The organism is Morganella morganii, assembly GCF_019242955.1.
GTDB lineage: Bacteria > Pseudomonadota > Gammaproteobacteria > Enterobacterales > Enterobacteriaceae > Morganella > Morganella sibonii.
Map to the genome: position 1 here is coordinate 2,348,211 of NZ_CP066129.1, position 21,843 is coordinate 2,370,053.

Annotated in this window: 18 protein-coding genes, 2 tRNA genes and 1 pseudogene; 9 read left to right on the plus strand and 12 right to left on the minus strand. The window is 51.1% G+C overall.

Features of this window, described 5'->3' with window-relative positions; translation table 11 throughout:
* Positions 1-183 precede the first annotated feature (183 nt).
* Positions 184-762 carry a superoxide dismutase [Fe] gene (sodB, locus tag JC793_RS10900; RefSeq protein WP_046893536.1) on the plus strand — a complete coding sequence of 193 codons (579 nt, stop codon included), beginning with the start codon at positions 184-186 and terminating at the stop codon, positions 760-762.
* Positions 763-873: 111 nt separating this feature from the next.
* On the opposite strand, the gene cydH is transcribed toward sodB, so the two are convergent.
* On the minus strand, positions 874-957 hold the full coding sequence (gene cydH, locus JC793_RS19825) for a cytochrome bd-I oxidase subunit CydH (protein WP_107679736.1): 84 nt from the start codon (positions 955-957) through the stop codon (positions 874-876).
* A gap of 276 nt (positions 958-1,233) precedes the next feature.
* On the opposite strand from cydH, the gene purR reads away from it, so the two are divergent.
* On the plus strand, positions 1,234-2,259 hold the full coding sequence (purR, locus tag JC793_RS10910) for an HTH-type transcriptional repressor PurR (protein ID WP_046893537.1): 1,026 nt from the start codon (positions 1,234-1,236) through the stop codon (positions 2,257-2,259).
* 3 nt (positions 2,260-2,262) lie between these two features.
* Here purR and punR read toward each other — a convergent pair whose 3' ends face one another.
* Positions 2,263-3,165 carry a DNA-binding transcriptional activator PunR gene (gene punR / locus JC793_RS10915; RefSeq protein ID WP_046893538.1) on the minus strand — a complete coding sequence of 301 codons (903 nt, stop codon included), beginning with the start codon at positions 3,163-3,165 and terminating at the stop codon, positions 2,263-2,265.
* A 178-nt stretch (positions 3,166-3,343) separates the two neighbouring features.
* Here punR and punC point away from each other — a divergent pair, with 178 nt between their 5' ends.
* Positions 3,344-4,498 carry a purine nucleoside transporter PunC gene (gene punC / locus JC793_RS10920; RefSeq protein WP_046893619.1) on the plus strand — a complete coding sequence of 385 codons (1,155 nt, stop codon included), beginning with the start codon at positions 3,344-3,346 and terminating at the stop codon, positions 4,496-4,498.
* A gap of 265 nt (positions 4,499-4,763) precedes the next feature.
* Positions 4,764-5,927 (plus strand): cyclopropane fatty acyl phospholipid synthase, encoded by a 1,164-nt coding sequence (gene cfa, locus JC793_RS10925; protein WP_046893539.1) that lies wholly within the window; start codon positions 4,764-4,766, stop codon positions 5,925-5,927.
* 109 nt (positions 5,928-6,036) lie between these two features.
* On the opposite strand, the gene JC793_RS10930 is transcribed toward cfa, so the two are convergent.
* Positions 6,037-6,702 carry a riboflavin synthase subunit alpha gene (locus JC793_RS10930; protein WP_166707999.1) on the minus strand — a complete coding sequence of 222 codons (666 nt, stop codon included), beginning with the start codon at positions 6,700-6,702 and terminating at the stop codon, positions 6,037-6,039.
* Between the two features lie 212 nt (positions 6,703-6,914).
* Here JC793_RS10930 and JC793_RS10935 point away from each other — a divergent pair, with 212 nt between their 5' ends.
* The 5 genes from JC793_RS10935 (at position 6,915) to JC793_RS10955 (ending at position 10,980) form a co-directional block, all read left to right on the plus strand.
* Entirely contained in the window at positions 6,915-8,288 is a 1,374-nt protein-coding gene (locus JC793_RS10935) for an MATE family efflux transporter (RefSeq protein ID WP_218426190.1), read from the plus strand.
* Positions 8,289-8,433: 145 nt separating this feature from the next.
* Positions 8,434-8,510 (plus strand) — tRNA-Val (locus JC793_RS10940).
* Positions 8,511-8,539: 29 nt separating this feature from the next.
* Positions 8,540-8,616, plus strand: a tRNA-Val gene (locus JC793_RS10945).
* A 389-nt stretch (positions 8,617-9,005) separates the two neighbouring features.
* Positions 9,006-10,418, plus strand: a complete 1,413-nt coding sequence (gene pykF / locus JC793_RS10950; protein ID WP_166708002.1) for a pyruvate kinase PykF — start codon at positions 9,006-9,008, stop codon at positions 10,416-10,418.
* 325 nt (positions 10,419-10,743) lie between these two features.
* Complete coding sequence (locus JC793_RS10955; RefSeq protein ID WP_004239093.1) at positions 10,744-10,980, plus strand: major outer membrane lipoprotein; 237 nt, start codon at positions 10,744-10,746, stop codon at positions 10,978-10,980.
* Between the two features lie 156 nt (positions 10,981-11,136).
* Here the strand turns inward: JC793_RS10955 and JC793_RS10960 are convergent, their stop codons facing one another.
* From JC793_RS10960 to ydiJ, 9 genes and pseudogenes are all read right to left on the minus strand, one after another.
* Positions 11,137-12,219: a L,D-transpeptidase family protein gene (locus JC793_RS10960; RefSeq protein ID WP_218426191.1), complete on the minus strand. Its 1,083-nt coding sequence runs from the start codon at positions 12,217-12,219 to the stop codon at positions 11,137-11,139.
* Positions 12,220-12,317: 98 nt separating this feature from the next.
* Entirely contained in the window at positions 12,318-12,737 is a 420-nt protein-coding gene (gene sufE, locus JC793_RS10965; RefSeq protein WP_046893543.1) for a cysteine desulfuration protein SufE, read from the minus strand.
* 8 nt (positions 12,738-12,745) lie between these two features.
* A pseudogene (gene sufS, locus JC793_RS10970) lies at positions 12,746-13,985 on the minus strand (cysteine desulfurase SufS).
* Positions 13,982-15,289 carry a Fe-S cluster assembly protein SufD gene (gene sufD, locus JC793_RS10975; protein ID WP_218426192.1) on the minus strand — a complete coding sequence of 436 codons (1,308 nt, stop codon included), beginning with the start codon at positions 15,287-15,289 and terminating at the stop codon, positions 13,982-13,984. Before sufD ends, sufS begins: the two are co-directional and overlap by 4 nt.
* Positions 15,264-16,010: a Fe-S cluster assembly ATPase SufC gene (sufC, locus tag JC793_RS10980; protein ID WP_046893546.1), complete on the minus strand. Its 747-nt coding sequence runs from the start codon at positions 16,008-16,010 to the stop codon at positions 15,264-15,266. The genes sufD and sufC overlap by 26 nt, the downstream gene beginning before the upstream one ends.
* 51 nt (positions 16,011-16,061) lie before the next feature.
* On the minus strand, positions 16,062-17,546 hold the full coding sequence (sufB, locus tag JC793_RS10985; RefSeq protein ID WP_166708011.1) for a Fe-S cluster assembly protein SufB: 1,485 nt from the start codon (positions 17,544-17,546) through the stop codon (positions 16,062-16,064).
* Positions 17,547-17,561: 15 nt separating this feature from the next.
* Complete coding sequence (sufA, locus tag JC793_RS10990; protein ID WP_127376853.1) at positions 17,562-17,942, minus strand: Fe-S cluster assembly scaffold SufA; 381 nt, start codon at positions 17,940-17,942, stop codon at positions 17,562-17,564.
* Between the two features lie 338 nt (positions 17,943-18,280).
* Entirely contained in the window at positions 18,281-18,706 is a 426-nt protein-coding gene (locus JC793_RS10995) for a hotdog fold thioesterase (RefSeq protein ID WP_046893549.1), read from the minus strand.
* 35 nt (positions 18,707-18,741) lie between these two features.
* Positions 18,742-21,810, minus strand: coding sequence for a D-2-hydroxyglutarate dehydrogenase YdiJ (gene ydiJ, locus JC793_RS11000; RefSeq protein WP_218426193.1), 3,069 nt, complete (start codon positions 21,808-21,810; stop codon positions 18,742-18,744).
* Positions 21,811-21,843: the final 33 nt, after the last annotated feature.

Below are 21,843 nucleotides of genomic sequence, written 5' to 3' on the forward strand. Positions count from 1 at the left end.
TAATCGCTTTTATCGTGACAGATATCATCCTGTGGGCAATTTTATCTTTCACCATGTGAATAATATCATCCATGGTATTTCACGCTGTTTTTTATGACAAAACTTGTTAAGATAATTCGCAGAATAATAACAGTAATCCATCTGTGATGAGGTTACTGACTCAACCTTAACAAGGAGAATGCAATGTCGTTTGAATTACCTGCACTGCCTTATGCAAAAAATGCATTAGAGCCACATATTTCTGAAGAAACACTGGAATACCACTACGGCAAACACCACAACACTTATGTGGTTAATCTGAATAACCTGATCAAAGGCACCGCATTTGAAGGTAAGTCACTGGAAGAGATTATCAAAACCTCTGATGCCGGTATCTTCAATAACGCCGCCCAGGTCTGGAACCACACGTTCTACTGGCACTGCCTGGCACCAAACGCCGGTGGCGAGCCGACCGGTAAAATCGCTGACGCCATTAACAGCACATTCGGTTCATTTGCTGAATTTAAACAGCAGTTTACCGATGCCGCAGTGAAAAACTTCGGTGCCGGCTGGACATGGCTGGTGAAAAAAGCAGACGGCAGCCTGGCTATCGTGAATACCTCTAACGCGGCAACCCCGGTCAGCGGTAACGATAAACCAATCTTAACCGTCGATGTCTGGGAACATGCTTATTATATCGACTACCGTAATGCCCGTCCTAAATACCTGGAAAACTTCTGGGCATTAGTGAACTGGAAATTTGCGGAAGAAAACCTGGCGTAATCCGGGAACAAAAGACTGTTGTTCAAAAACAGTTATTCAAAAACTGTTGATTAAAAACAGTTGATCAAAAAAGGGCGGAATTTTCCGCCCTTTTGTACTGTATGGGGTATATCAGAAAAGCATTATTGAAAACAGTACGATCATAACCAGTGCTGCAACCGCTGTTGACAAACCATATTTCAGATCTGTATCCATTCTTATCTCCAAAATAGCTGCTTAGTGACCAATGATGACTACCTGACATCCTGAATCATCAAAATAATTAAAACGGATGGTCTGACCGGAAAACCCGAATAGCTGACCATATCAATAACCATAGCACAGGTAATATTTTTTACTTTTGACCCGGATCAGACAACAATGCCTGTTTTTACAGAAATTTTTCTATTGTTACTGCATAATGGCACTATAATAGCAATCGATTAACCGAATAATAAAATACAGACCGGCAGGTCAGGAGTTGTTTTCATCATGGCAACGATTAAAGATGTGGCTAAGCGCTCGGGCGTCTCCACCACAACCGTCTCCCATGTCATTAATAATACCCGTTTCGTTGCGGAAGAAACGAAGGCGGCTGTCTGGGCTGCAATCAAAGAACTGCACTATTCACCGAGCGCCGTGGCGCGCAGTCTGAAAGTCAATAACACCAAATCGATTGGTCTGCTGGCCACCTCCAGTGAAGCCCCGTATTTCGCGGAAGTGATTGAGGCGGTGGAAAACAGCTGCTACAGCAAAGGCTATACCCTGGTGCTGTGCAACTCACATAATAATCCTGACAAGCAGAAAGCCTATCTGGCGATGCTGGCACAAAAGCGCGTCGATGGTCTGCTGGTCATGTGTTCAGAGTATCCGGATAAGCTTATTACCATGCTGGAAGGCTACCGCAATATTCCGATGGTGGTGATGGACTGGGGCAAAGCGCGCGGGGATTTCACCGATGCGATTATCGATAACGCCCTGCACGGCGGTTATCTTGCCGGACGTTACCTGATTGAACGCGGTCACCGCGATATCGCGGTCATTCCGGGGCCGCTTGAACGTAATACCGGCGGCAACCGTCTGGAAGGATTCAGTAAGGCAATGAAAGAAGCCGGAATTACTGTGCGTGATGAATGGGTCGTCCAGGGTGATTTTGAACCGGATTCCGGCTACCGGGCGATGACACAGATTTTGTCCGGTAAACAGCGGCCGACCGCGGTATTCTGCGGTGGTGATGCCATGGCCATGGGCGCAATTTGTGCCGCCGATGAACTGGGACTGCGTGTACCGCAGGATATTTCTGTGATCGGGTATGACAATATCCGCAACGCCCGCTACTTCACGCCTGCCCTGACGACCATCCACCAGCCGAAAGAGCGTCTGGGACAGATGGCGCTGACCATGCTGCTCGACCGTATCGTCAACAAACGCGAAGACGCGCAGACCATTGAGGTGCATCCGCGTCTGGTCGAACGCCGCTCCGTGGCGGATGGTCCGTTTATCGACTACCGCCGCTGACGATCATCTCAGCCATTCGGCATTGAGTGTTTCGCTGTCTCCGAGATAATCAAGCAGCCAGCTCAGTGCCGGTGAAGTATCCTTATCCACCCAGGTGATGCAGCACGGGCTGTCCGGCAGCGGCTGTTCAATCTTCAGCGCTGTCAGCCGGCCTTGCGCAATCAGCGGGTCGGCACGGTGTGCGGGCATCATCGCCGCACACAGACCGGCTTCCACACAGGCAATCCCGCGATCCCAGTCCGGTACCACCAGACGGCGCTGATTATCCAGTGCCCAGGTATCGCGTTTCGGCAGGGAACGTGAGGTATCTTCCAGACATAAGCTCGGGTACGGCACCATCTCCTCATTGGTCAGAACATGACCGGCAGATGCCAGCGGATGTGCCGGACTGACCACCGCACGCCACGGCAAAAATCCCATATCACGGAAGTTGTAACGCTCACCGATAGGGGATGCGCGTGTCGCACCGATAGCCACATCCACCCGTCTGTCCACCAGCGCATCCCACACACCGTTAAACACCTCCGGATAAATATACAATTCGATATCCGGAAAATGATGATAAAAATCCAGCAGAAGTCGCGTTATTCGTTCCGGTTTTACGATACAGTCAACAGCGATACTGAACTGTCCGCGCCAGCCGTTGGCAATCATCTGGCACTGGTGACGTGTGGATTTCATTTTTTTGATGACATCACGCGCTTCTTTGACAAACAGCACACCGGCAGGTGTCAGTTCAACATCCCGGTGACGCCGTTCAAACAGCGGAACCGCCAGCCACTCTTCCAGCTGGCGCACGCTGTAGCTGATAGCGGAAGGTACCCGGTGCAGTTCCTCTGCCGCCGCACTGAAACTGCCTGTCCGTGCCACCGCATCCACCACATCCAGTGTATATTCTGACCACATAATCCTTCCTTTCAAAAAATTTCACAGCAATGTGCAAATAATAACGTTTTACAAAGAAAAACTCGAATAGTTAAAATAACAACTCACGCATTACACTTATTTAACATTCAGGTATTTTTCTGTGACAGTCAACACATCGCCTTCCCGCGGCTTTCTCTTTTATCTCGCCGGGCTCAGCATGCTGGGTTACCTCGCGATTGATATGTATCTGCCTGCATTCGGTATGATGCAGGAATCTCTGAACTCCACTGCCAGCGCTATCAGCGCCAGTCTGAGTATTTTCCTGGTCGGCTTTGCCATCGGCCAGCTGTTATGGGGACCGCTCTCCGATAAAATCGGCCGTAAACCGGTTCTGCTGATGGGCCTCGGGCTGTTTGCCCTGAGCTGTCTGGCAATGATCTGGGTAACCACCCCGGCGCAATTATTATTACTTCGTTTTGTGCAGGCCGTAAGTGTCTGCTCTGCGGCGGTCACCTGGCAGGCGCTGGTTATCGATCGTTATGATGATCACCGCGCACAGCGTGTTTTTGCCGCTATTATGCCGCTGGTGGCACTCTCTCCGGCGCTGGCACCGTTACTCGGCGCATGGCTGCTCAATCACGGCGGCTGGCACGAAATTTTCCTCGTGCTCGGCGGCATCACGCTGCTGGTGCTGATCCCGACTCTGATGCTGAAAGAAAAACATCACATCACACCGGATACCGCCAAAACAGAAAAACAGAAAATCTCATTTTTCCGTCTGCTGAAATCGCCGGTATACAGCGGTAACGTACTGATTTATGCCGCATGCAGCGCCGGTTTCTTTGCCTGGCTGACCGGCTCACCGTTTATCCTGCGTGATATGGGTTATAACCCGAATGATATCGGCCTGAGCTATATCCCGCAGACTATCGCCTTTATGGTCGGCGGCTACGGTTGCCGTGCCCTGCTGTCACGGATTAACGGCAAAACACTGCTGCCGTTCCTGCTGGCCGGTTATGCCGTCAGCATGGTGGGTCTGTATGCTATGGCAAAATTCAGTAACCCGTCACTGGTGGCGATTCTGATCCCGTTCTGCTTTATGGCGGCAATGAACGGTGCGTCTTACCCGATTGCGGTATCAAACGCCCTGGCGGTTTACCCGGAACACAGCGGTAAAGCGGCGGCATTACAGAATGCGATTCAGCTTGGTTTATGCTCCGCGATCAGTTTCCTGGTCTCTGCGCTGATGCACGAACCCCTGCTCTCCACCACCGCCGTGATGGCTGCAACCGTGGTGCTGACTATCGGCGGTTATATTATCCAGCGCCGCTCTTCACGTACCTCCGTGACTATTGCGGAACAAAATCAATAGATTGAAGCAGCAATTAAGAATATTCCTAATTAAAGGCCGTACTCATGTACGGCCTTTTTTGCCATTGAATTTTAATCTCAGGCTCCTATACTTTTCAGACAATTCGTTCTGAATCCGGATTTTGAGCTTTGTTTTTGTCTTAACGATTACGTTAATACGCAGACTGTCACCCGATGACGGCCAATCACACCGGTTCTGTTGTTCCCGCGCAAAACGTCATAAATAAAGCACTCAGAATCCCGCTTTGATAAAAATTGGAGATAATATGAGTTCTGATTGTGTCGAAAATCAAAAAACGCCTGCCGATTCCTGGCAGCGGATTGCCTCCGATCTTTTAGACGAAGCCGGCATTGAAGTTAATGGTTCCCGCCCTTTCGATATTCAGGTACATAACAACCAGTTCTTTAAACGGGTATTACAACAAGGCTCGATGGGACTGGGTGAAAGTTATATGGACGGCTGGTGGGACTGTGAGCGGTTAGATATTTTCTTTCAGCGGGTATTGCGTGCCGGGCTGGAAAATAAACTGCCGCAGAATATCAACGATATTATAAAAATCGCCATGGCCCGTATGCGTAACCTGCAAACCAAAAAACGGGCACGGATTGTCGGTGAAGAGCATTATGATCTGGGTAATGACCTGTTTGAGCTGATGCTCGACCCTTATATGCAGTACTCCTGCGGTTACTGGAAAGGTCTCAGCGATGACCCCGCCAATCTGGCACAGGCGCAGGAGCAGAAACTGCATCTCATCTGTGAAAAATTACAGCTGAAACCGGGCATGCAACTGCTGGATATCGGCTGCGGCTGGGGCGGACTCGCCGCATATGCCGCGAAACATTTTGACGTGTCCGTGACCGGTGTGACGATTTCCGCCGAACAGCAGAAATATGCGCAGGCACGCTGTGCGGATCTTAATGTTAATATTATCCTGGAAGATTACCGCGATCTGCATGAGCAGTATGACAGAATTGTCTCTGTCGGGATGTTTGAGCACGTCGGTCCGAAAAATTACGCCACCTATTTTGATGTGGTCCGGCGTAACCTGAAACCGGACGGATTATTTTTACTGCATACCATCGGTTCAAACCGTAATAAAGTGAATGTCGATGCCTGGATTGGTAAATATATTTTCCCGAACGGCTGTCTGCCGTCAGTTCAGAATATCGGCGACAGCAGTGAAAATAAACTGGTGATGGAAGACTGGCACAATTTCGGGGCAGACTATGACCGGACACTGATGGCGTGGTATTCCCGTTTTCAGGCTGCCTGGCCGTCACTGGAAAGTAATTACACCCCGCGCTTTAAACGGATGTTCACTTATTATCTCAATGCCTGTGCCGGTGCATTCCGTGCCCGAGATATCCAGCTGTGGCAGATATTATGGAGCCCGCAGGGCTGTGAGGGCGGATTACGCGTTCCGCGCTGATTTCGTGCCCTCAATAAACTGTCCGTAATAAACTGTCCGTAATAAACTATCCGTAATAAAAAATCCGGTCTGACAATAATCAGCACCGGATTTTTTTATCTGAATCACATCAGATTTGCGGTTTTTCAGTTTCTGCTGCCGGGATCAGACTTTCCTGCAATTGCTGCATTTTCTGCGCCAGTACCCGCTCCGTGGTATCGACAATAGCCTGCGTCTGCGGATCAAGCTCAATATTCACTTTATCACCCAGCCGTTTTTTGCCCAGTGTGGTGCGCTCACGGGTTTCCGGGATCAGATGCACACAGAAACGGTTATTAACCACATCCCCGATAGTCAGGCTGATTCCGTCGATACCGACAAACCCTTTGTGCAGAATATATTTCATCAGCGATTTATCTTCGATGCGCAGCCAGATCTGATAATTATTTTCAGAGACAAAAATTTTGGCAATTTCCGCCGTGGTCACAATATGACCGGACATAATATGCCCGCCGATTTCATCACCGTATTTTGCCGCTCTTTCCAGATTGACGATATCACCGCTTTTGACACTGCCGAGGTTGGTCAGTCTTAAGGTTTCCTTAACCAGATCAAAGCTGATTAAATCCCCGTCTATTTTTGTGACTGTCAGACAGCAGCCGTTATGCGCCACTGATGCGCCCGTCTCTATCCCGGCCAGCATTTCAGGCGGGAATTTCACGGTGTGGGTACGAAAGTTTTCTTTTTCTTCGATGGCGACGACGGGGCCTGTGCCTTGTACAATCCCGGTAAACATGCGGATCTCCAGTCAGTATTCGGATAGATTTATGCAGTTTATCCTGAAACAAAAAATTAAACAGCCCTTCCCGTGGTATCCCGCACATTTAATTGTATTGGCTTGTATTTGATTAATCGCTAGAATGACTTTTCCGCTTGATCCGGTAATTAGTTTACGAATCCCGGAACGTCTTTCCTCCTCCTTTTATCAGAATAAATAAGGTGTATTACGTGCAGAAGTATTTAAAAGAAGCGCGTACTTTGCTGGCTCTTGGTATTCCCGTTATTATCGCGCAATTTACACAAACGGCGATGGGCGTGGTTGACACAGTGATGGCCGGCAGAGTCAGTGCGACAGACATGTCCGCCGTGGCTGTCGGTACCTCTATCTGGCTTCCCGCGATCCTGTTCGGCCACGGCCTGCTGATGGCGCTGACGCCGGTGGTTGCGCAGCTTAACGGTTCCGGCCGCCGTCCGGTGATTGCCAATCAGATCCGTCAGGGTATGTGGCTGGCGGCATTTTTATCCGTCCTGGTCATCGCGGTGCTCTATAACAGCCGCTATATTATTGAAAATATGCCGCATATTGACCCGGTTCTGGCTGAAAAAGCGGTCGGGTTCACTCACGCTATTATGTGGGGTGCGCCGGGTTACCTGTTTTATCAGGTGCTGCGCAGTCAGTGTGAAGGCTTGTCGAAAACCAAACCGGGGATGGTGATTGGTTTTCTCGGCCTGCTGGTCAATATTCCGGTCAACTATATCTTTATTTACGGGAAATTCGGCGCGCCGGCTCTCGGCGGTGTCGGGTGTGGTGTGGCGACCGCGTCGGTGTTCTGGGCGATGTTCCTGTTTATGCGCTGGTATGTGAAACATGCCCGTTCACAGCGCGATGTGCAGCCGAAAAGCCGATTTACCCCGCCGGACTGGGCGGTAATGAAGCGGATCACACAGCTCGGTCTGCCGATTGCCCTGGCGCTGTTCTTTGAGGTCACGCTGTTTGCCATCGTTGCCCTGCTGGTTGCACCATTAGGTGTTACCGCTGTAGCCGGACATCAGATCGCCCTGAACTTCAGCTCGCTGATGTTTATGTTCCCGATTTCGCTGGGGATCGCCACTACTATCCGCATCGGTTTTAACCTCGGGAAAAATTCCACGGAGAAAGCACGGGTTTCCGCCTATACCGGGCTGGGTGTCGGGCTGATGATAGCCGCTGTGACGGCGCTCTTTACCGTGCTGTTCCGTGAGCCTATCGCCCTGCTGTATAACGATAATCCGGAAGTGGTGATTATGGCCTCCGGCCTGATGCTGTTTGCCGGTATTTACCAGTTGTCGGATTCCGTTCAGGTGATCGGTGCCGGTGTGCTGCGTGGCTATAAAGACACACGCGCCATCTTCTATATTACCTTTACGGCTTACTGGGTTCTCGGCCTGCCGTCCGGTTATCTCCTCGGTCTGACTGATCTGGTGGTTCCGGCGATGGGCCCGGCCGGGTTCTGGATCGGTTTTATTATCGGATTAACCGCCGCGGCTATCGGTATGGCATGCCGTATCCTGTGGTTACAGAAACAGCCGGACAGTTTTATCCTGCAACGCGCCGGTCGTTAACGGCTTTTGACGGGGGAAATGCACAGTTTTCAGTCCGATAGCATTAAATACGAGCAGTCGGACAAGAAAATGTGTTTTTCCCCTTGCAAGAACCGGCTCTGATCGTTAATATTCGTCCCCGTTGTCAGCGAAGATATTAAAGAATGCGTCCATAGCTCAGTTGGTTAGAGCACCACCTTGACATGGTGGGGGTCGGTGGTTCGAGTCCACTTGGACGCACCATTTACTTCGCAAAGCAATTATCACACAGTGCGTCCATAGCTCAGTTGGTTAGAGCACCACCTTGACATGGTGGGGGTCGGTGGTTCGAGTCCACTTGGACGCACCATTTCTCAGCAGTTCCGTTTTCTCTCCCTCTTCAGTAGTTCATTTAGTTTTAATCAGTTACCCTCTTCTGTTTTCACTGTACTTATGCGTATCAATACGGCTGATTTCTTGCGTTAACGCAAAAATGTTAATTTATTTCTGATTTTATGATTCAAATCACACTAATAACCCTCTATAATGCCTACATGATTGTTGAATGGATTCAGCTTACTGATTTACAAGCGCTGAAACAGAGAGGCGCAATAAAAAACACGCTATACTGAATCTGTTTTTTTACAAAAACGACTAATTTTAATAACCGGGGATACCGACAATTGCCTATTCTTACCGTATGGTGTGTAATCAGGCGATTGTTCACTATTTACTCTCAATAACTGTAGATGGGCTGTCATGAAAAAGACGAAAATTGTTTGTACTATCGGACCTAAAACCGAATCAGAAGAGAAACTCGAAGCACTGTTAGACGCAGGCATGAACGTTATGCGTCTGAACTTCTCCCACGGCGATTACGAAGAACATGGTCAGCGCATCAAAAATCTGCGTGCTGTCTGTGCACGTACCGGCAAGAAAGCAGCCATTTTACTGGATACCAAAGGCCCGGAAATCCGTACCATCAAACTGGAAGGCGGCAATGATGCTCCGCTGGTTGCGGGTCAGACCTTTACTTTCACCACAGATAAATCTGTCATCGGTAACACTGAGCGTGTTGCTGTCACCTACGCGGGTTTCGCGCAGGATCTGAAACCGGGCAATATCGTTCTGGTCGATGACGGCCTGATCGGCATGCGTGTGAAAGAAACCACCGCAACAGAAGTTATCTGTGAAGTTCTGAACAACGGTGACCTCGGTGAAAACAAAGGGGTTAACCTGCCGAATGTGTCTATCGGCCTGCCGGCCCTGGCAGAAAAAGATAAACAGGATCTGATTTTCGGTTGTCAGCAGAATGTTGATTTCGTTGCGGCTTCCTTTATCCGTAAACGTTCCGATGTTGACGAAATCCGTGCTCACCTGAAAGCCAACGGCGGCGAACATATCCAGATCATCTCCAAGATTGAAAACCAGGAAGGGATGAACAACTTCGATGAAATCCTCGAAGCTTCCGACGGTATCATGGTTGCCCGTGGTGACCTGGGTGTTGAAATCCCGGTTGAAGAAGTGATTTTCGCGCAGAAACTGATGATCGAAAAATGTAATACCGCCCGCAAAGTGGTCATTACCGCAACACAAATGCTCGATTCCATGATCAAAAACCCGCGCCCTACCCGTGCGGAAGCCGGTGACGTTGCCAACGCCATCCTCGACGGTACCGATGCGGTCATGCTGTCCGGTGAAAGTGCGAAAGGAAAATATCCGGTTGAAGCCGTCAGTATCATGGCTACTATCTGCGAACGTACTGATCGTGTGATGCACAGCCGTCTCGGCGATTTACCGGCCGGTAAAAAGCTGCGTGTTACTGAAGCAGTCTGCCGCGGCGCGGTGGAAATGTCAGAAAACCTGGATGCTCCGCTGATCGTTGTGGCAACCGCAGGCGGTAAATCCGCGAAGTCTGTCCGCAAATACTTCCCGAAAGCCCCTATTCTGGCACTGACCACCAACGAAACCACTGCCCGTCAGTTACTGCTGGTGAAAGGCGTGACCACCAAACTGGTCAGCGAAATCTTATCAACCGATGATTTCTACCGTATCGGCCGTGAAGCCGCGCTGGAAAGCGGTCTGGCCACCAACGGTGAGATTGTGGTAATGGTATCCGGTGCATTGGTTCCGAGCGGCACCACCAATACCTCATCGGTACAATTACTGTAATATTTTTCAGCATTATCTGAATTAATAAGAGCACCCGCTGCACGGGTGCTTTTTTTATTCTAAACTGTAAGAGAACATGAAATGAAGCAACCGGCCGCAGAATAATTGCCGCTTTCTGAATACGGGATGATACCGCGCTGTCTTATCTGGCCCCGCATCAGATTATTTGGTTGAGAATTACGCAATTGCCGTTTTTTTTTGATTTATTTTGCGGTTTCAGGAAAATTATCTTTGTAAACGCTGAATTTCTATTCTCTTTCCCTATTGAAATGTGTAATATCATTACTGCTACTTGGTGATTAACTTTAATCTAGAGGGTATTAAAATGGGTCGTTCTAAGATTGTATTAGGTGCTGTAGTTTTAGCTTCTGCATTATTAGCAGGTTGTTCTTCTAACGCTAAATTTGACCAACTGGACAACGACGTTAAGACGCTGAATGCCAAAGTTGATCAACTGAGCAACGATGTTAACGCCATCCGTGCTGATGTTCAGCAGGCTAAAGACGAAGCAGCACGCGCTAACCAGCGCTTAGACAACCAGGTTCGTTCTTACAAAAAATAATTTGTAATCACTGCCTGAAGAACAGATGGCGTAGCATAAATTATGCTACGCCATTTTTTATGTCTGTCATTTATGCTCATATACAAATGACAGACATAAAAAAAACCGCCTCACAAACGGAAGCGGTTTTGTCTGTCACAGAGATATCACGGGTGATTACTCCGCGCTTTTTTCCTCACTGACAATCGGGCCCGGCTGGGTTAACTGACCCGGCGCAAAATCAGCCGGTTGCAGATTCAGTGCTTTTACTTCCGCTTCTTCGTCCATTTCCACCGGTGCAAAGTTGGTTTTCTCTGCCGGTACCGCTTCCTGCTTATACTGCGCATCACGGCTGACATTGACCGGCATACCGGAACGACGTGCAATCGCCTGCTCAACAATGGCACTGTTGGTGTCCGGAGACTGGATAAAGCTGGTCAGTCCGGCTGAACGGGTAATCGGCATGGTCTGCGGATCGTCGTTCTTATTACGGGACAGCGGCTGATGCACTTCCACATAACGCTGGCCATCCGGCTCAACAGTATATTTCACCGGCTCATTAACGATCTGAACCCGGGTCCCTTTCGGAATGGTTTTAAACAGCGCTTCAATATCATCCGGACGCAGGCGGATACAGCCGGAGCTGACACGCATACCGATACCAAAGTCCGCGTTAGTACCGTGGATCAGGTATTCACCGCGACCATGCGCCAGACGTAGTGCAAACAGCCCCATCGGGTTTTCCGGCCCTGCAGGAACAACTGCCGGTAAGGTGATCCCCTGTGCGGCATAAGCTTTGCGGATATTCGTGGTCGGCGTCCAGGTCGGATCTTTGATCAACTGGGAAACTGAGGTGGTCATGATCGGTGTATCACGCCCCAGCTGGCCGATACCAATCGGATAGACCCGCACGGTGTTAGTGCCTTTCGGATAATAGAACAGGCGCAGTTCCGCCAGGTTAATCACAATGCCCTGATGCGGTGTATCCGGCAGGATCAGCTGTGACGGGATAATCAGTTCACTGCCCGGCTTCGGCAGATACGGATCTGTCCCCGGGTTGGCTTCCAGCATCGCCAGCAGGCCGATGCCGTATTCTGCCGCAATCGCTTCCAGCGAGCGTCCGTCATCCGGAACAACATAGGTGACGTTTTCGCCGATGACCCGGCTCTTATCCGCAGGGAGTTGATATTCAGTTGCCCGGGCTGTCAGCGCAGTTACCGCTAACAACAGCCCGCCCAGCAACGGGAGAATTCGTTTCATTCCAGATCCTCAGCTGATGGTATAAAAAAATACGTGGCCGTCTGCCGGCCACGCCAGGTAATATATTATTAGCAGAGTAAGTAAAAGGGAACGATGTTTTATCTCATTTGCTGCGTGTTTTGTATGATTGTTCTGACCATGGCGTTCAGTCCCTGAGTACGGGAGGGGGTCAGATGGACAGAAAGTGCCAGTTCCGAGAAGATGTGTGCGATATCCAGTTCACGGATTTCTGCCGGCAATTTTCCCTGATACAGCGCGATAACCAGCGCCACCAGGCCCTTAACGATAGCAGCGTCGCTGTCACCGGCGAACCAGACGCGCCCTTCCTCATCCTGCTGCATGATGATCCAGACCTGACTCTGACAGCCCGATATTTTATACTGCGGTTGCCGTTGTGCTTCTGTCAGTGCCGGTAACTTTTCTCCCAGCTCAATCAGATACAGATAACGTTCTTCCCAGTCATGGCAACGGGAGAAGTTGCGCAGTAATTTTGCCTGATCCGGCAACGAAATTTTCATCAGAATCCTTAACCCAGCAGTTTTGCGGTACGTTTCAGTGCGTCCGTCAGTATATCAATGTCTGCTTCGGTGGTGTAGAGCGCCAGTGAAGCACGGCACATAGCACTGACACCATAATGTGCCAGCAGTGGTTGTGCGCAGTGATGCCCTGTGCGGACAGCCACACCGTAACGATCCAGAAACGCACCGGTATCAAAGGCATGATGCTTACCGAGGTTAAAGGCGATCACCCCTTCCCGCTGTGCATTACCATACAGAATAATACCGGGAACCTCTGTCAGACGGGTCAGTGCATACTGCATGAGTGTGTGCTCATACGCGGCTATCTCCGCCATACCGGCAGCGTTCAGATAATCCAGCGCGGCCCCCAGGCCGATAATCCCCTGAATATTCGGCGTACCCGCTTCGAAACGCCACGGTACATCCGCATATGTAATGCCGTTTGTCAGGCTGACATCCGCGATCATCGCACCACCGCCTTCGCGCGGCGGCATCATATCCAGCAGGGATTTACGTCCCCACAAAATACCAATGCCGGTCGGTCCGTACAGTTTATGACCGGAGAAGGCATAAAAATCGCAATCCAGCGCCTGCACATCCACCGGCTGATGCATTGCGCCCTGGGCGCCGTCCACCAGCACCGCCAGTTCCCCCCCCGGCGGCACGGCTCAGTTCCCGCGCCTGCGCAATAATCGCTTTCACCGGATTCACCGTACCAAGGACATTAGAGAGATGCGTAAAACTCAGCAGCCGGGTGCGGTTGTCGATCAGTTCCGGCAGTTTGCTCAGGATCAGAGTGCCGTCATCTGCCATCGGCAGCACACGGATCTCAATCCCTGCACTCTCCGCCAGCATATACCAGGGCACAATATTGGCGTGATGCTCCATCTCCGTAATAATGATGTTGTCACCATCATTACAGAACGCACGGCCAAAGCTGTCCGCCACCAGATTGATGGCTTCGGTGGTACCTTTGACAAAGATAATTTCTTCCGTCTGCGGCGCGTTGATAAACGCTGCCGCTTTCTGACGCACCGCTTCCGTGGCGGCCGTTGCCTCTGCACTTAAGGTGTGAATGCCGCGGTGAACCGCGGCATAATGGTGAGCGGTAAAATCACTCACCGCATCAATCACCTGTTGTGGTTTCTGGGCACTGGCAGCGCTGTCAAGATAGACCAGCGGTTTACCGTTCACCTCCCCGGCCAGCACCGGGAAGTCGGCCCGTAATTGCTGCACAGGATAACTCATGGCTGTTTATCCCCCTGATCCAGCGACTGACGGATACGCGCCATCACCACATCATTGAGAGACTCATCACTGACCGCATCGGTCAGTTCTGCCGCAAACGCGAGGATGATCATCTGCTTCGCGGCTTTTTCGGCGATCCCGCGGGTACGCAGATAAAACAGCTGCTCCTCATCAATACGGCCGACCGTCGCACCGTGGCTGCATTTCACATCATCCGCATAGATTTCCAGCTGCGGTTTGGTATCGATTTCCGCTTTCCGGCCCAGCAGCAGGTTATTGTTGGTCATCTGACCGTCGGTTTTCAGCGCATGCGGTGCCACTTTGATCATGCCGTTAAACACCGCCCGGCTGTTGTCCATCACAATCGTTTTATGGCGCTGGCGGCTTTCACAATACCCTTTGTTATGCTCCAGATAGGTACGGGTATCCGCGATTTCACCATGTTTCGGCAACACCAGACTGTTCATGGCCAGCACAATACCTTCGCCGTTAAGCTGCGTGCTGGTGTGATGCCGTGTCAGTTTGCCGCCGAGCAGAAAACTGGTGCTTTCGACACGGGCATGTGCGGCAATGACCAAATCATTATGGGCGAAATGGTACGCCTGCGGATTTTCAAATCCCAGTTTCAGGTGACGGAAATCACTGTTTTCACCAATAGCGGCAGTCATCCGTGCGCCGGTGAAATGCGCTGATTGCTCATCCGGGCTGATAAAGTGCTCAATCACAGACACTGACGCATTCGCACCGATATCCAGGTGATAACGGCTGTGATTCATATTCAGCACATCATTATGTGCCGTTGAGATATTGACGATATACAGGGGTTTTTCCGCCTGTGCACCCGATTTTACGCGGATCATCAGCGGCGACTGCGCCAGACTTTCGGTCAGATGCAGGAAAATCTCCCCGTTAACCGGCTCAGGAAATTCACTGCGATTATCCGCCACCGTCAATTCAAATACACCTGTATCCGTATCACTCCACTGCGGCGCAAAAACGCCGTCCGCCAGCACGATGCGGTATGCATTCAGTGAGGTCAGCACCGCGTCCGGTAACGTATTCAGTGTGCCGGTCTGCTGCTGATAATCAGCCGCCAGAAGTACATCCAGAGAGGTATAGTGCCAGTCTTCCTGATGAAATGCCGGGAAGCCGGTTTTTTGTGCCTGCTGCCAGTGCTGTGCCGCATGTCCGGACAGCGGGCGCTGTGCGACAAGCTGACCGATCCGGCTCATCGCGGCCAGATTGCGCTCACTGACCTCACGGCGTTTCAGCGCACGTTCACTGTTGGTCAATAAGCCAGCCATATCCCTGCTCCTCCAGTTTTTTCGCCAGTGAGAAATCACCGGATTTAATAATTTTGCCCTGATACAGCACGTGAACAAAATCCGGCTTTACATAATCCAGGATGCGCTGGTAGTGGGTAACAATAATAAAAGCGCGATCCGGACTGCGTAACTGGTTTACCCCGTTCGCCACGGTTTTCAGGGCATCGATATCCAGCCCGGAATCCGTTTCATCCAGAATGCAGAGTGACGGCTCAAGAGCGGCCATTTGCAGGATATCGTTACGTTTTTTCTCACCGCCGGAGAACCCGACGTTCACGGCACGCGTCAGCAGATCCTGCGGCATATTCAGCAGTTCAATTTTATCTTCGATAAAATCCGCGAAATCAAAGCGATCCAGCGCCTCTTCACCGCGGTATTCGCGCACCGCATTCACTGCGGTTTGCAGGAAAAACTGGTTGCTCACACCCGGAATTTCCACCGGATACTGAAAAGCAAGGAAAATCCCTTCACCGGCACGGTCTTCCGGTGCCAGATCCAGCAGGTCTTTACCTTTAAATGTGACTGATCCGCTGTCAATTTCATACTCTTCCCGGCCGGCCAGTGTGGCAGACAGGGTGCTTTTACCGGAACCGTTCGGCCCCATAATGGCGTGGATTTCCCCCGGTTTCACATCCAGTGATAACCCTTTGAGGATTTCGTTACCTTCCACGCTGACATGCAAATCTTTTACGCTTAACATAATGTACTACTCCGTCCTGCCGGTTATCCCGCAGGCGCTGATTCTGATGTATTAACCCACACTGTGTTCCAGGCTTATCGCCAGCAGTTTTTGCGCTTCAACGGCAAATTCCAGCGGCAATTCAGAGAACACATCTTTACAAAAACCATTAACAATCATTGAGATGGCATCATCTTCGCTGATCCCGCGCTGTAAGCAGTAAAACAGCTGATCTTCGCCGATACGCGAGGTGGTAGCCTCATGCTCCAGCTGCGCGCTGTTATTCATCACTTCCACATACGGGAACGTGTGTGCGCCGCACTCTGTACCGATAAGCATCGAGTCACACTGGGTAAAGTTACGGGCGTTTTCTGCTCCCGGCAGTACCTTCACCAGCCCGCGGTAGCTGTTCTGGCTTTTCCCGGCGGAAATCCCTTTCGAGATAATAGTGGATTTGGTATTACGGCCGATGTGGATCATCTTGGTGCCGGTGTCCGCCTGCTGTGTGCCGTTGGTCAGTGCAACAGAGAAAAACTCACCGACTGAATTGTCCCCTTTGAGGATCACACTCGGGTATTTCCAGGTAATGGCCGAGCCGGTTTCAGACTGCGTCCACGACATTTTGGAATTTTCGCCCTCACACAGTGCCCGCTTAGTGACGAAGTTGAGTATCCCGCCTTCGGTATCACCACCGGAGAACCAGTTTTGGACGGTGGAATATTTGACTTCCGCATCTTTATGGATAATCACTTCCACAACAGCGGCATGCAGCTGGTAGGTATCACGTACCGGTGCGGAGCAGCCTTCGATATAACTGACATAGCTGCCTTCATCGGCGATCAGAATCGTGCGTTCAAACTGGCCGGTTTTGGCGGCGTTGATACGGAAATAGGTGGATAATTCCATCGGGCACCGCACCCCTTTCGGGATATAAACAAATGTGCCGTCAGAAGCCACCGCCGCATTGAGCGCCGCAAAAAAGTTATCGTGGCTTGAAACCACGGTACCAAGGTATTTCTGCACCAGTTCCGGATAATCATGAATCGCTTCCCCGAACGAGCAGAAAATCACACCGTGTTTCTTCAGTTCATCACGGTAAGTGGTGGAAACGGAAACGGAGTCAAAAATCGCATCCACCGCCACCGCCTGTCCTTCACGGACCGGCACACCGAGTTTTTCAAATGCTTCTTCCACTTCACTGGTCAGGAAGCTGTCTGCCGGGCTTTGCACCGCCCCCGGCTGTGAACCGCAGGTATCGTCACACGCACCGCATGACGGCGCGGAATAATAGCTGTAATCCTGATAATCCAGATGCGGATACTTCGCTTTCAGCCAGTGTGGTTCTTCCATACCGAGCCAGTGCTGAAAAGCCTCCAGCCGGAAATTGAGCATCCACTCCGGTTCATTTCGTTTGGCGGAAATGGCGCGGATCACATTTTCATTGATCCCTTTTGCCAGTTCATCCGTGGCGACGTTAGTGAAGAAGCCCTCTTTATAGCGCCCGTCATTCAGCCAGGTCTGAACGTCTTCACCAATCTCTGCATTGCTCTGAGACATAATATGGCTTCGCTCTTAAACCCCGAAGCTTTCACCACACCCGCAGGCATGCTGAGCTTTCGGATTATTGAATTTAAATATCTGATTCAGCCCTTCGCGGACAAAATCCACTTCCGTACCGTCAATAAACGGCATGGCTTTGCGCGGAACATACAGCCGGGCGCCATCGCGCTCAAACAGCATGTCGTCTGCATCCGCCTGATTAATCATTTCGAAAACATAACCAAACCCGGCACAACCGGACTGTTTGACACTCAGGCAAAGCCCGATACTGTCCGGGGTGTTATTCATCAGTGTCACAATCTGTTTTGCAGCGGCCGCTGTCAGCGTGATCCCTGTCCAGTCGTTATCATTCAGTGAAAAAGTTTCCACCGGGTTTGTGCTGTGTGTTGTCATTATTGACCTCATAAAATTCGACGGGAGCTCTCCGTAAACACCATGTTAATGATAATATTTCTCACTTCAACCACTTGCTTTGAAAGGATATTCCGATTATTGATTAAATAATAGACAAGCATATCAGACAAGCGTTATCATTTTTGAGCGGAAAGTGAATTAATTCATTGTTTGTAAAAGAGATTATTTATCAATGATAAATGCTTATTACCGTACTGTTCAGTACATTGCTGATGGCACAAAAGGAATATTATAAATGCGACTTTTACAGAGAGAAGCCGGCGCAACGTGATTCCGGGTGAAATTCACACTGCACCGGCTGAAATGTTACTCAGATGTTAATTTCCGGTTCCGCGCAGAATGGCAGTGGTCAACCGGGAGATACAGCATAAACGCTGCTGCTCATCAAAAATCTCTATCGACCAGACCTGCTGATTACGCCCGAGATGTACCGCCTTACAATAACCGGTAACAACACCACTGCGCACCGCACGGACATGATTAGCATTAATCTCAACACCGACTACCGTTTCATCCCCTTCACTGCACAGATAACCGGCTACCGAGCCGAGACTTTCCGCCAGTACCACTGATGCCCCGCCGTGCAGCAGGCCATGCGGCTGTTTGGTCCGGTCATCAACCGGCATCACGGCGATCAGCTGTTCCGGCTCCACCGCTGTAAAGACAATGCCCAGATGACTGAGCATATTCCCTTCCGAGATGCGATTCAGTTCTGCCGGTGTTGCAGGTCGTTTCCATATCATTAATAAGCTCTCCGCGTCATGTTTTTATCCTGCTGTCAGGATACCAGTGTCAGCAGCGCCTGCAACGGGTGCAGCATGACTTTACCTTCCATCCGTTTCACCTGGCTGCGACAGGAGTATCCGGTGGTCAGGCAACGTTCTGACGGCAGTGACTGATACGGCTGAGCCCAGGAGAGCTGATAGATCCCCTTTGAGCGCGCCAGATTCGGCATTTCATGGCCGTAGGTTCCCGCCATTCCGCAACAGCCGGTGCTGACGGATTGCAGTGACGAACCGAAACGGCTGAACAGATTCTGCCAGGTTTTCACGCTGTCCGGCAGCGCGGTGGACTCGGTACAGTGGCTGAACAGATACCAGGGGGGAGTATTCACACTGACATCATTCACCGGCAGAGAATCCGCATATTCTGCCAGAAATTCATGAACTAACATCACGCGGAACTGCTGTTTTTCCGGCGGCAGCACCGTTTTGTATTCATCGCGGTAGCAGAGCACCAGTGCCGGATCGACACCCGCCATCGGGCAGCCGAGCCGGGCGACCCGGTTGAGAAAATCGGCGGTTTTGTTTGCTGTCCGGGCAAACCGGGCGAGAAAACCTTTAATATGCTGTGCTTTTCCGTTCGGGCTGAACGGCAGCAGCACCGGCTGAAAACCCAGTTTTTCCGTCAGCGCGGCAAAGTCAGCCACCACTTTTGCATCAAAGTAGCTGGTGAACGGGTCCTGAACAATAAAAAGATAGCGCCCGGCACGCCGCTGCTCCTCACTCATGCTTTCCAGCATTTCCAGTGTGACAGAAACGGCTTTACTGCCCGCCAGCTGTTGTTTCAGTGACGGTGATGACAGCAGCGGTAAATCCGTCATACCCACCGTTTTTTCACTGAGTTTCTGCACCCACGGCTGTTTCAGGAAAAAGTTAAATACCTTCGGTGCTTTCGCCATCAGCGGTGCACCGGCTTCCACATTCGCCACCAGATGGTCACGCAGCGGGCGCAGATAGCGTCCGTGATACAACGCCAGAAAACGGGTGCGGAATTCCGGCACATCAATTTTGATCGGGCATTGTGTGGAACAGGCTTTACAGGCCAGGCAGCCGGACATCGATTCTTTCACTTCATGGGAAAAATCATATTCTCCGCGTGATGCCCGCCGCGTATTGCCGATTTTCTCAATCAAGCCACGCAGAGAGATCCGGCTCTGCGGTACTGCCTGTGATAATAATGCCGGGTCCGTACCCTGCTCCGCCAGCAGCCGAAGCCATTCGCGTACCAATCCGGCACGGCCTTTCGGCGAATGAAAACGGGATTGTGTCACTTTCATTGACGGACACATCGGGCTTTTGACATCAAAGTTAAAACACAGTCCGTTACCGTTGCAGTTCATCGCGCCGGAAAAGGTATTTCTGACTTCAACAGGGATCGTTCTGTCATACGTACCGCGTTTAACTGCATCCACCTGCATCATCGGTGCATCACAGGTTAAAGGCGCACAGATTTTGCCGGGATTGAGCCGGTTTTCCGGGTCAAATGCCCCTTTGATACGACGCAGTTCGCGGTACAGCGTGTCACCGAAAAAAGCCTCACTGTACTGCGCGCGGAACCCTTTGCCGTGCTCCCCCCACAGTAAACCGCCGTATTTGGCGGTCAGCGCGACGATATCATCGGAAATCTGCTTCATCAGCATTTCCTGTTCCGGTGAGCACATATCCAGTGCCGGGCGCACATGCAATACGCCTGCATCCACATGACCAAACATGCCGTATTCCAGATGATGGCTGTCCAGCAACGCACGAAATTCAGTGATGTAATCCGCCAGATGTTCCGGCGGAACACAGGTATCTTCGACAAACGGAATCGGTTTTGCCGCCCCTTTACTGTTACCGAGCAATCCCACCGCTTTCTTGCGCATTGCATAAATACGCTCAATACCACTCAGCTCACGGCAGACCTGATACCCAATCACACCCGCTTCATTATTGGCCATTAATGAATCCAGGCGTTCACACAGTGACGTAACCTGCCCGTCAATCAGCGCTTCATCGTCACCGCAGAATTCAACGATATTCAGCCCCGCCAGGGTTTTATCCGGCACATCCGTGATCAGTTCACTGACGGAATGCCAGACGATATCTTCCCGCGCCAGATTCAGCACTTTTGAATCCACGGTTTCCACTGACAGCGCCTGAGCCGCCACCATAAACGGCGCATTGCGCAGCGCGGAATCAAATGCATCATATTTGACATTCACCAGGCGGCGCACTTTCGGGATCGGCGTGATATTGAGTTTTGCCTCAGTGATCACCGCCAGTGTGCCTTCCGAGCCGGTCAGGATACGCGTCAGATCAAAGGTCTGCATATCATCACTGAAGACATGGCGCAGGTCATAACCGGTCAGAAAACGGTTAAGCTTCGGAAAGCTGTCCAAAATGGTCTGCCGGTGGGTTTCGCAGCTTTCCAGCGTGGTGCGGTAAAGTCCCCCGGCTGCACTCTCCTCCTGCGCGCAGCGCCGTGCCTCACTGACCGGCAGCGGCGCGGTATCCAGCAGATCACCGTTGAGCAGTACCGAACGCAGCCCCAGCACATGGTCTGACGTTTTTCCGTACACCAGTGAGCCCTGGCCGGAAGCATCGGTGTTAATCATCCCGCCGAGGGTGGCCCGGTTGGAGGTGGATAACTCCGGCGCGAAAAAATAGCCGTAAGGTTTCAGATACGCATTGAGCTGATCTTTAATCACACCCGCTTCCGCCCGCACCCAGCCCTGTTCCGGATTAATTTCCAGAATACGGTTCATATAGCGGGATAAATCGATGACCACCCCGTTATTCAGCGACTGACCATTGGTGCCCGTACCACCGCCGCGCGGGGTAAAAGTAACCGACTGGTATTCATCCTGTGCAGCAAGACGCATCACCAGAATCACATCAGCGGTCGAACGCGGGAAAACGATTGCCTGAGGCAGAAGCTGATAAATACTGTTATCGGTAGCGAGTGTCAGGCGATCACCGTAGCGGGTGGTGGTATCACCGGTAAATCCGCTTTCATTGAGGGCGTGAATATAACGTTCAACCGCCGGGCTTACCTGAGGGGAGTGCGTTAATCGTGGGATCATTATCTGCGGCTCTTTTATCATAAATGGTCACAT

What these genes read in the sequence shown, in the direction of transcription:
- sodB (WP_046893536.1), top strand. Translation starts at nt 184, where the DNA reads ATGTCGTTTGAATTACCTGCACTGCCTTATGCAAAAAATGCATTAGAG.
- cydH (WP_107679736.1), bottom strand. Translation starts at nt 957, where the DNA reads ATGGATACAGATCTGAAATATGGTTTGTCAACAGCGGTTGCAGCACTG.
- ydiJ (WP_218426193.1), bottom strand. Translation starts at nt 21,810, where the DNA reads ATGATCCCACGATTAACGCACTCCCCTCAGGTAAGCCCGGCGGTTGAA.
- sufA (WP_127376853.1), bottom strand. Translation starts at nt 17,942, where the DNA reads ATGACAACACACAGCACAAACCCGGTGGAAACTTTTTCACTGAATGAT.
- sufD (WP_218426192.1), bottom strand. Translation starts at nt 15,289, where the DNA reads ATGGCTGGCTTATTGACCAACAGTGAACGTGCGCTGAAACGCCGTGAG.
- purR (WP_046893537.1), top strand. Translation starts at nt 1,234, where the DNA reads ATGGCAACGATTAAAGATGTGGCTAAGCGCTCGGGCGTCTCCACCACA.
- sufB (WP_166708011.1), bottom strand. Translation starts at nt 17,546, where the DNA reads ATGTCTCAGAGCAATGCAGAGATTGGTGAAGACGTTCAGACCTGGCTG.
- cfa (WP_046893539.1), top strand. Translation starts at nt 4,764, where the DNA reads ATGAGTTCTGATTGTGTCGAAAATCAAAAAACGCCTGCCGATTCCTGG.
- JC793_RS10930 (WP_166707999.1), bottom strand. Translation starts at nt 6,702, where the DNA reads ATGTTTACCGGGATTGTACAAGGCACAGGCCCCGTCGTCGCCATCGAA.
- JC793_RS10960 (WP_218426191.1), bottom strand. Translation starts at nt 12,219, where the DNA reads ATGAAACGAATTCTCCCGTTGCTGGGCGGGCTGTTGTTAGCGGTAACT.
- JC793_RS10955 (WP_004239093.1), top strand. Translation starts at nt 10,744, where the DNA reads ATGGGTCGTTCTAAGATTGTATTAGGTGCTGTAGTTTTAGCTTCTGCA.
- punC (WP_046893619.1), top strand. Translation starts at nt 3,344, where the DNA reads ATGCTGGGTTACCTCGCGATTGATATGTATCTGCCTGCATTCGGTATG.
- pykF (WP_166708002.1), top strand. Translation starts at nt 9,006, where the DNA reads ATGAAAAAGACGAAAATTGTTTGTACTATCGGACCTAAAACCGAATCA.
- punR (WP_046893538.1), bottom strand. Translation starts at nt 3,165, where the DNA reads ATGTGGTCAGAATATACACTGGATGTGGTGGATGCGGTGGCACGGACA.
- sufE (WP_046893543.1), bottom strand. Translation starts at nt 12,737, where the DNA reads ATGAAAATTTCGTTGCCGGATCAGGCAAAATTACTGCGCAACTTCTCC.
- sufC (WP_046893546.1), bottom strand. Translation starts at nt 16,010, where the DNA reads ATGTTAAGCGTAAAAGATTTGCATGTCAGCGTGGAAGGTAACGAAATC.
- JC793_RS10995 (WP_046893549.1), bottom strand. Translation starts at nt 18,706, where the DNA reads ATGATATGGAAACGACCTGCAACACCGGCAGAACTGAATCGCATCTCG.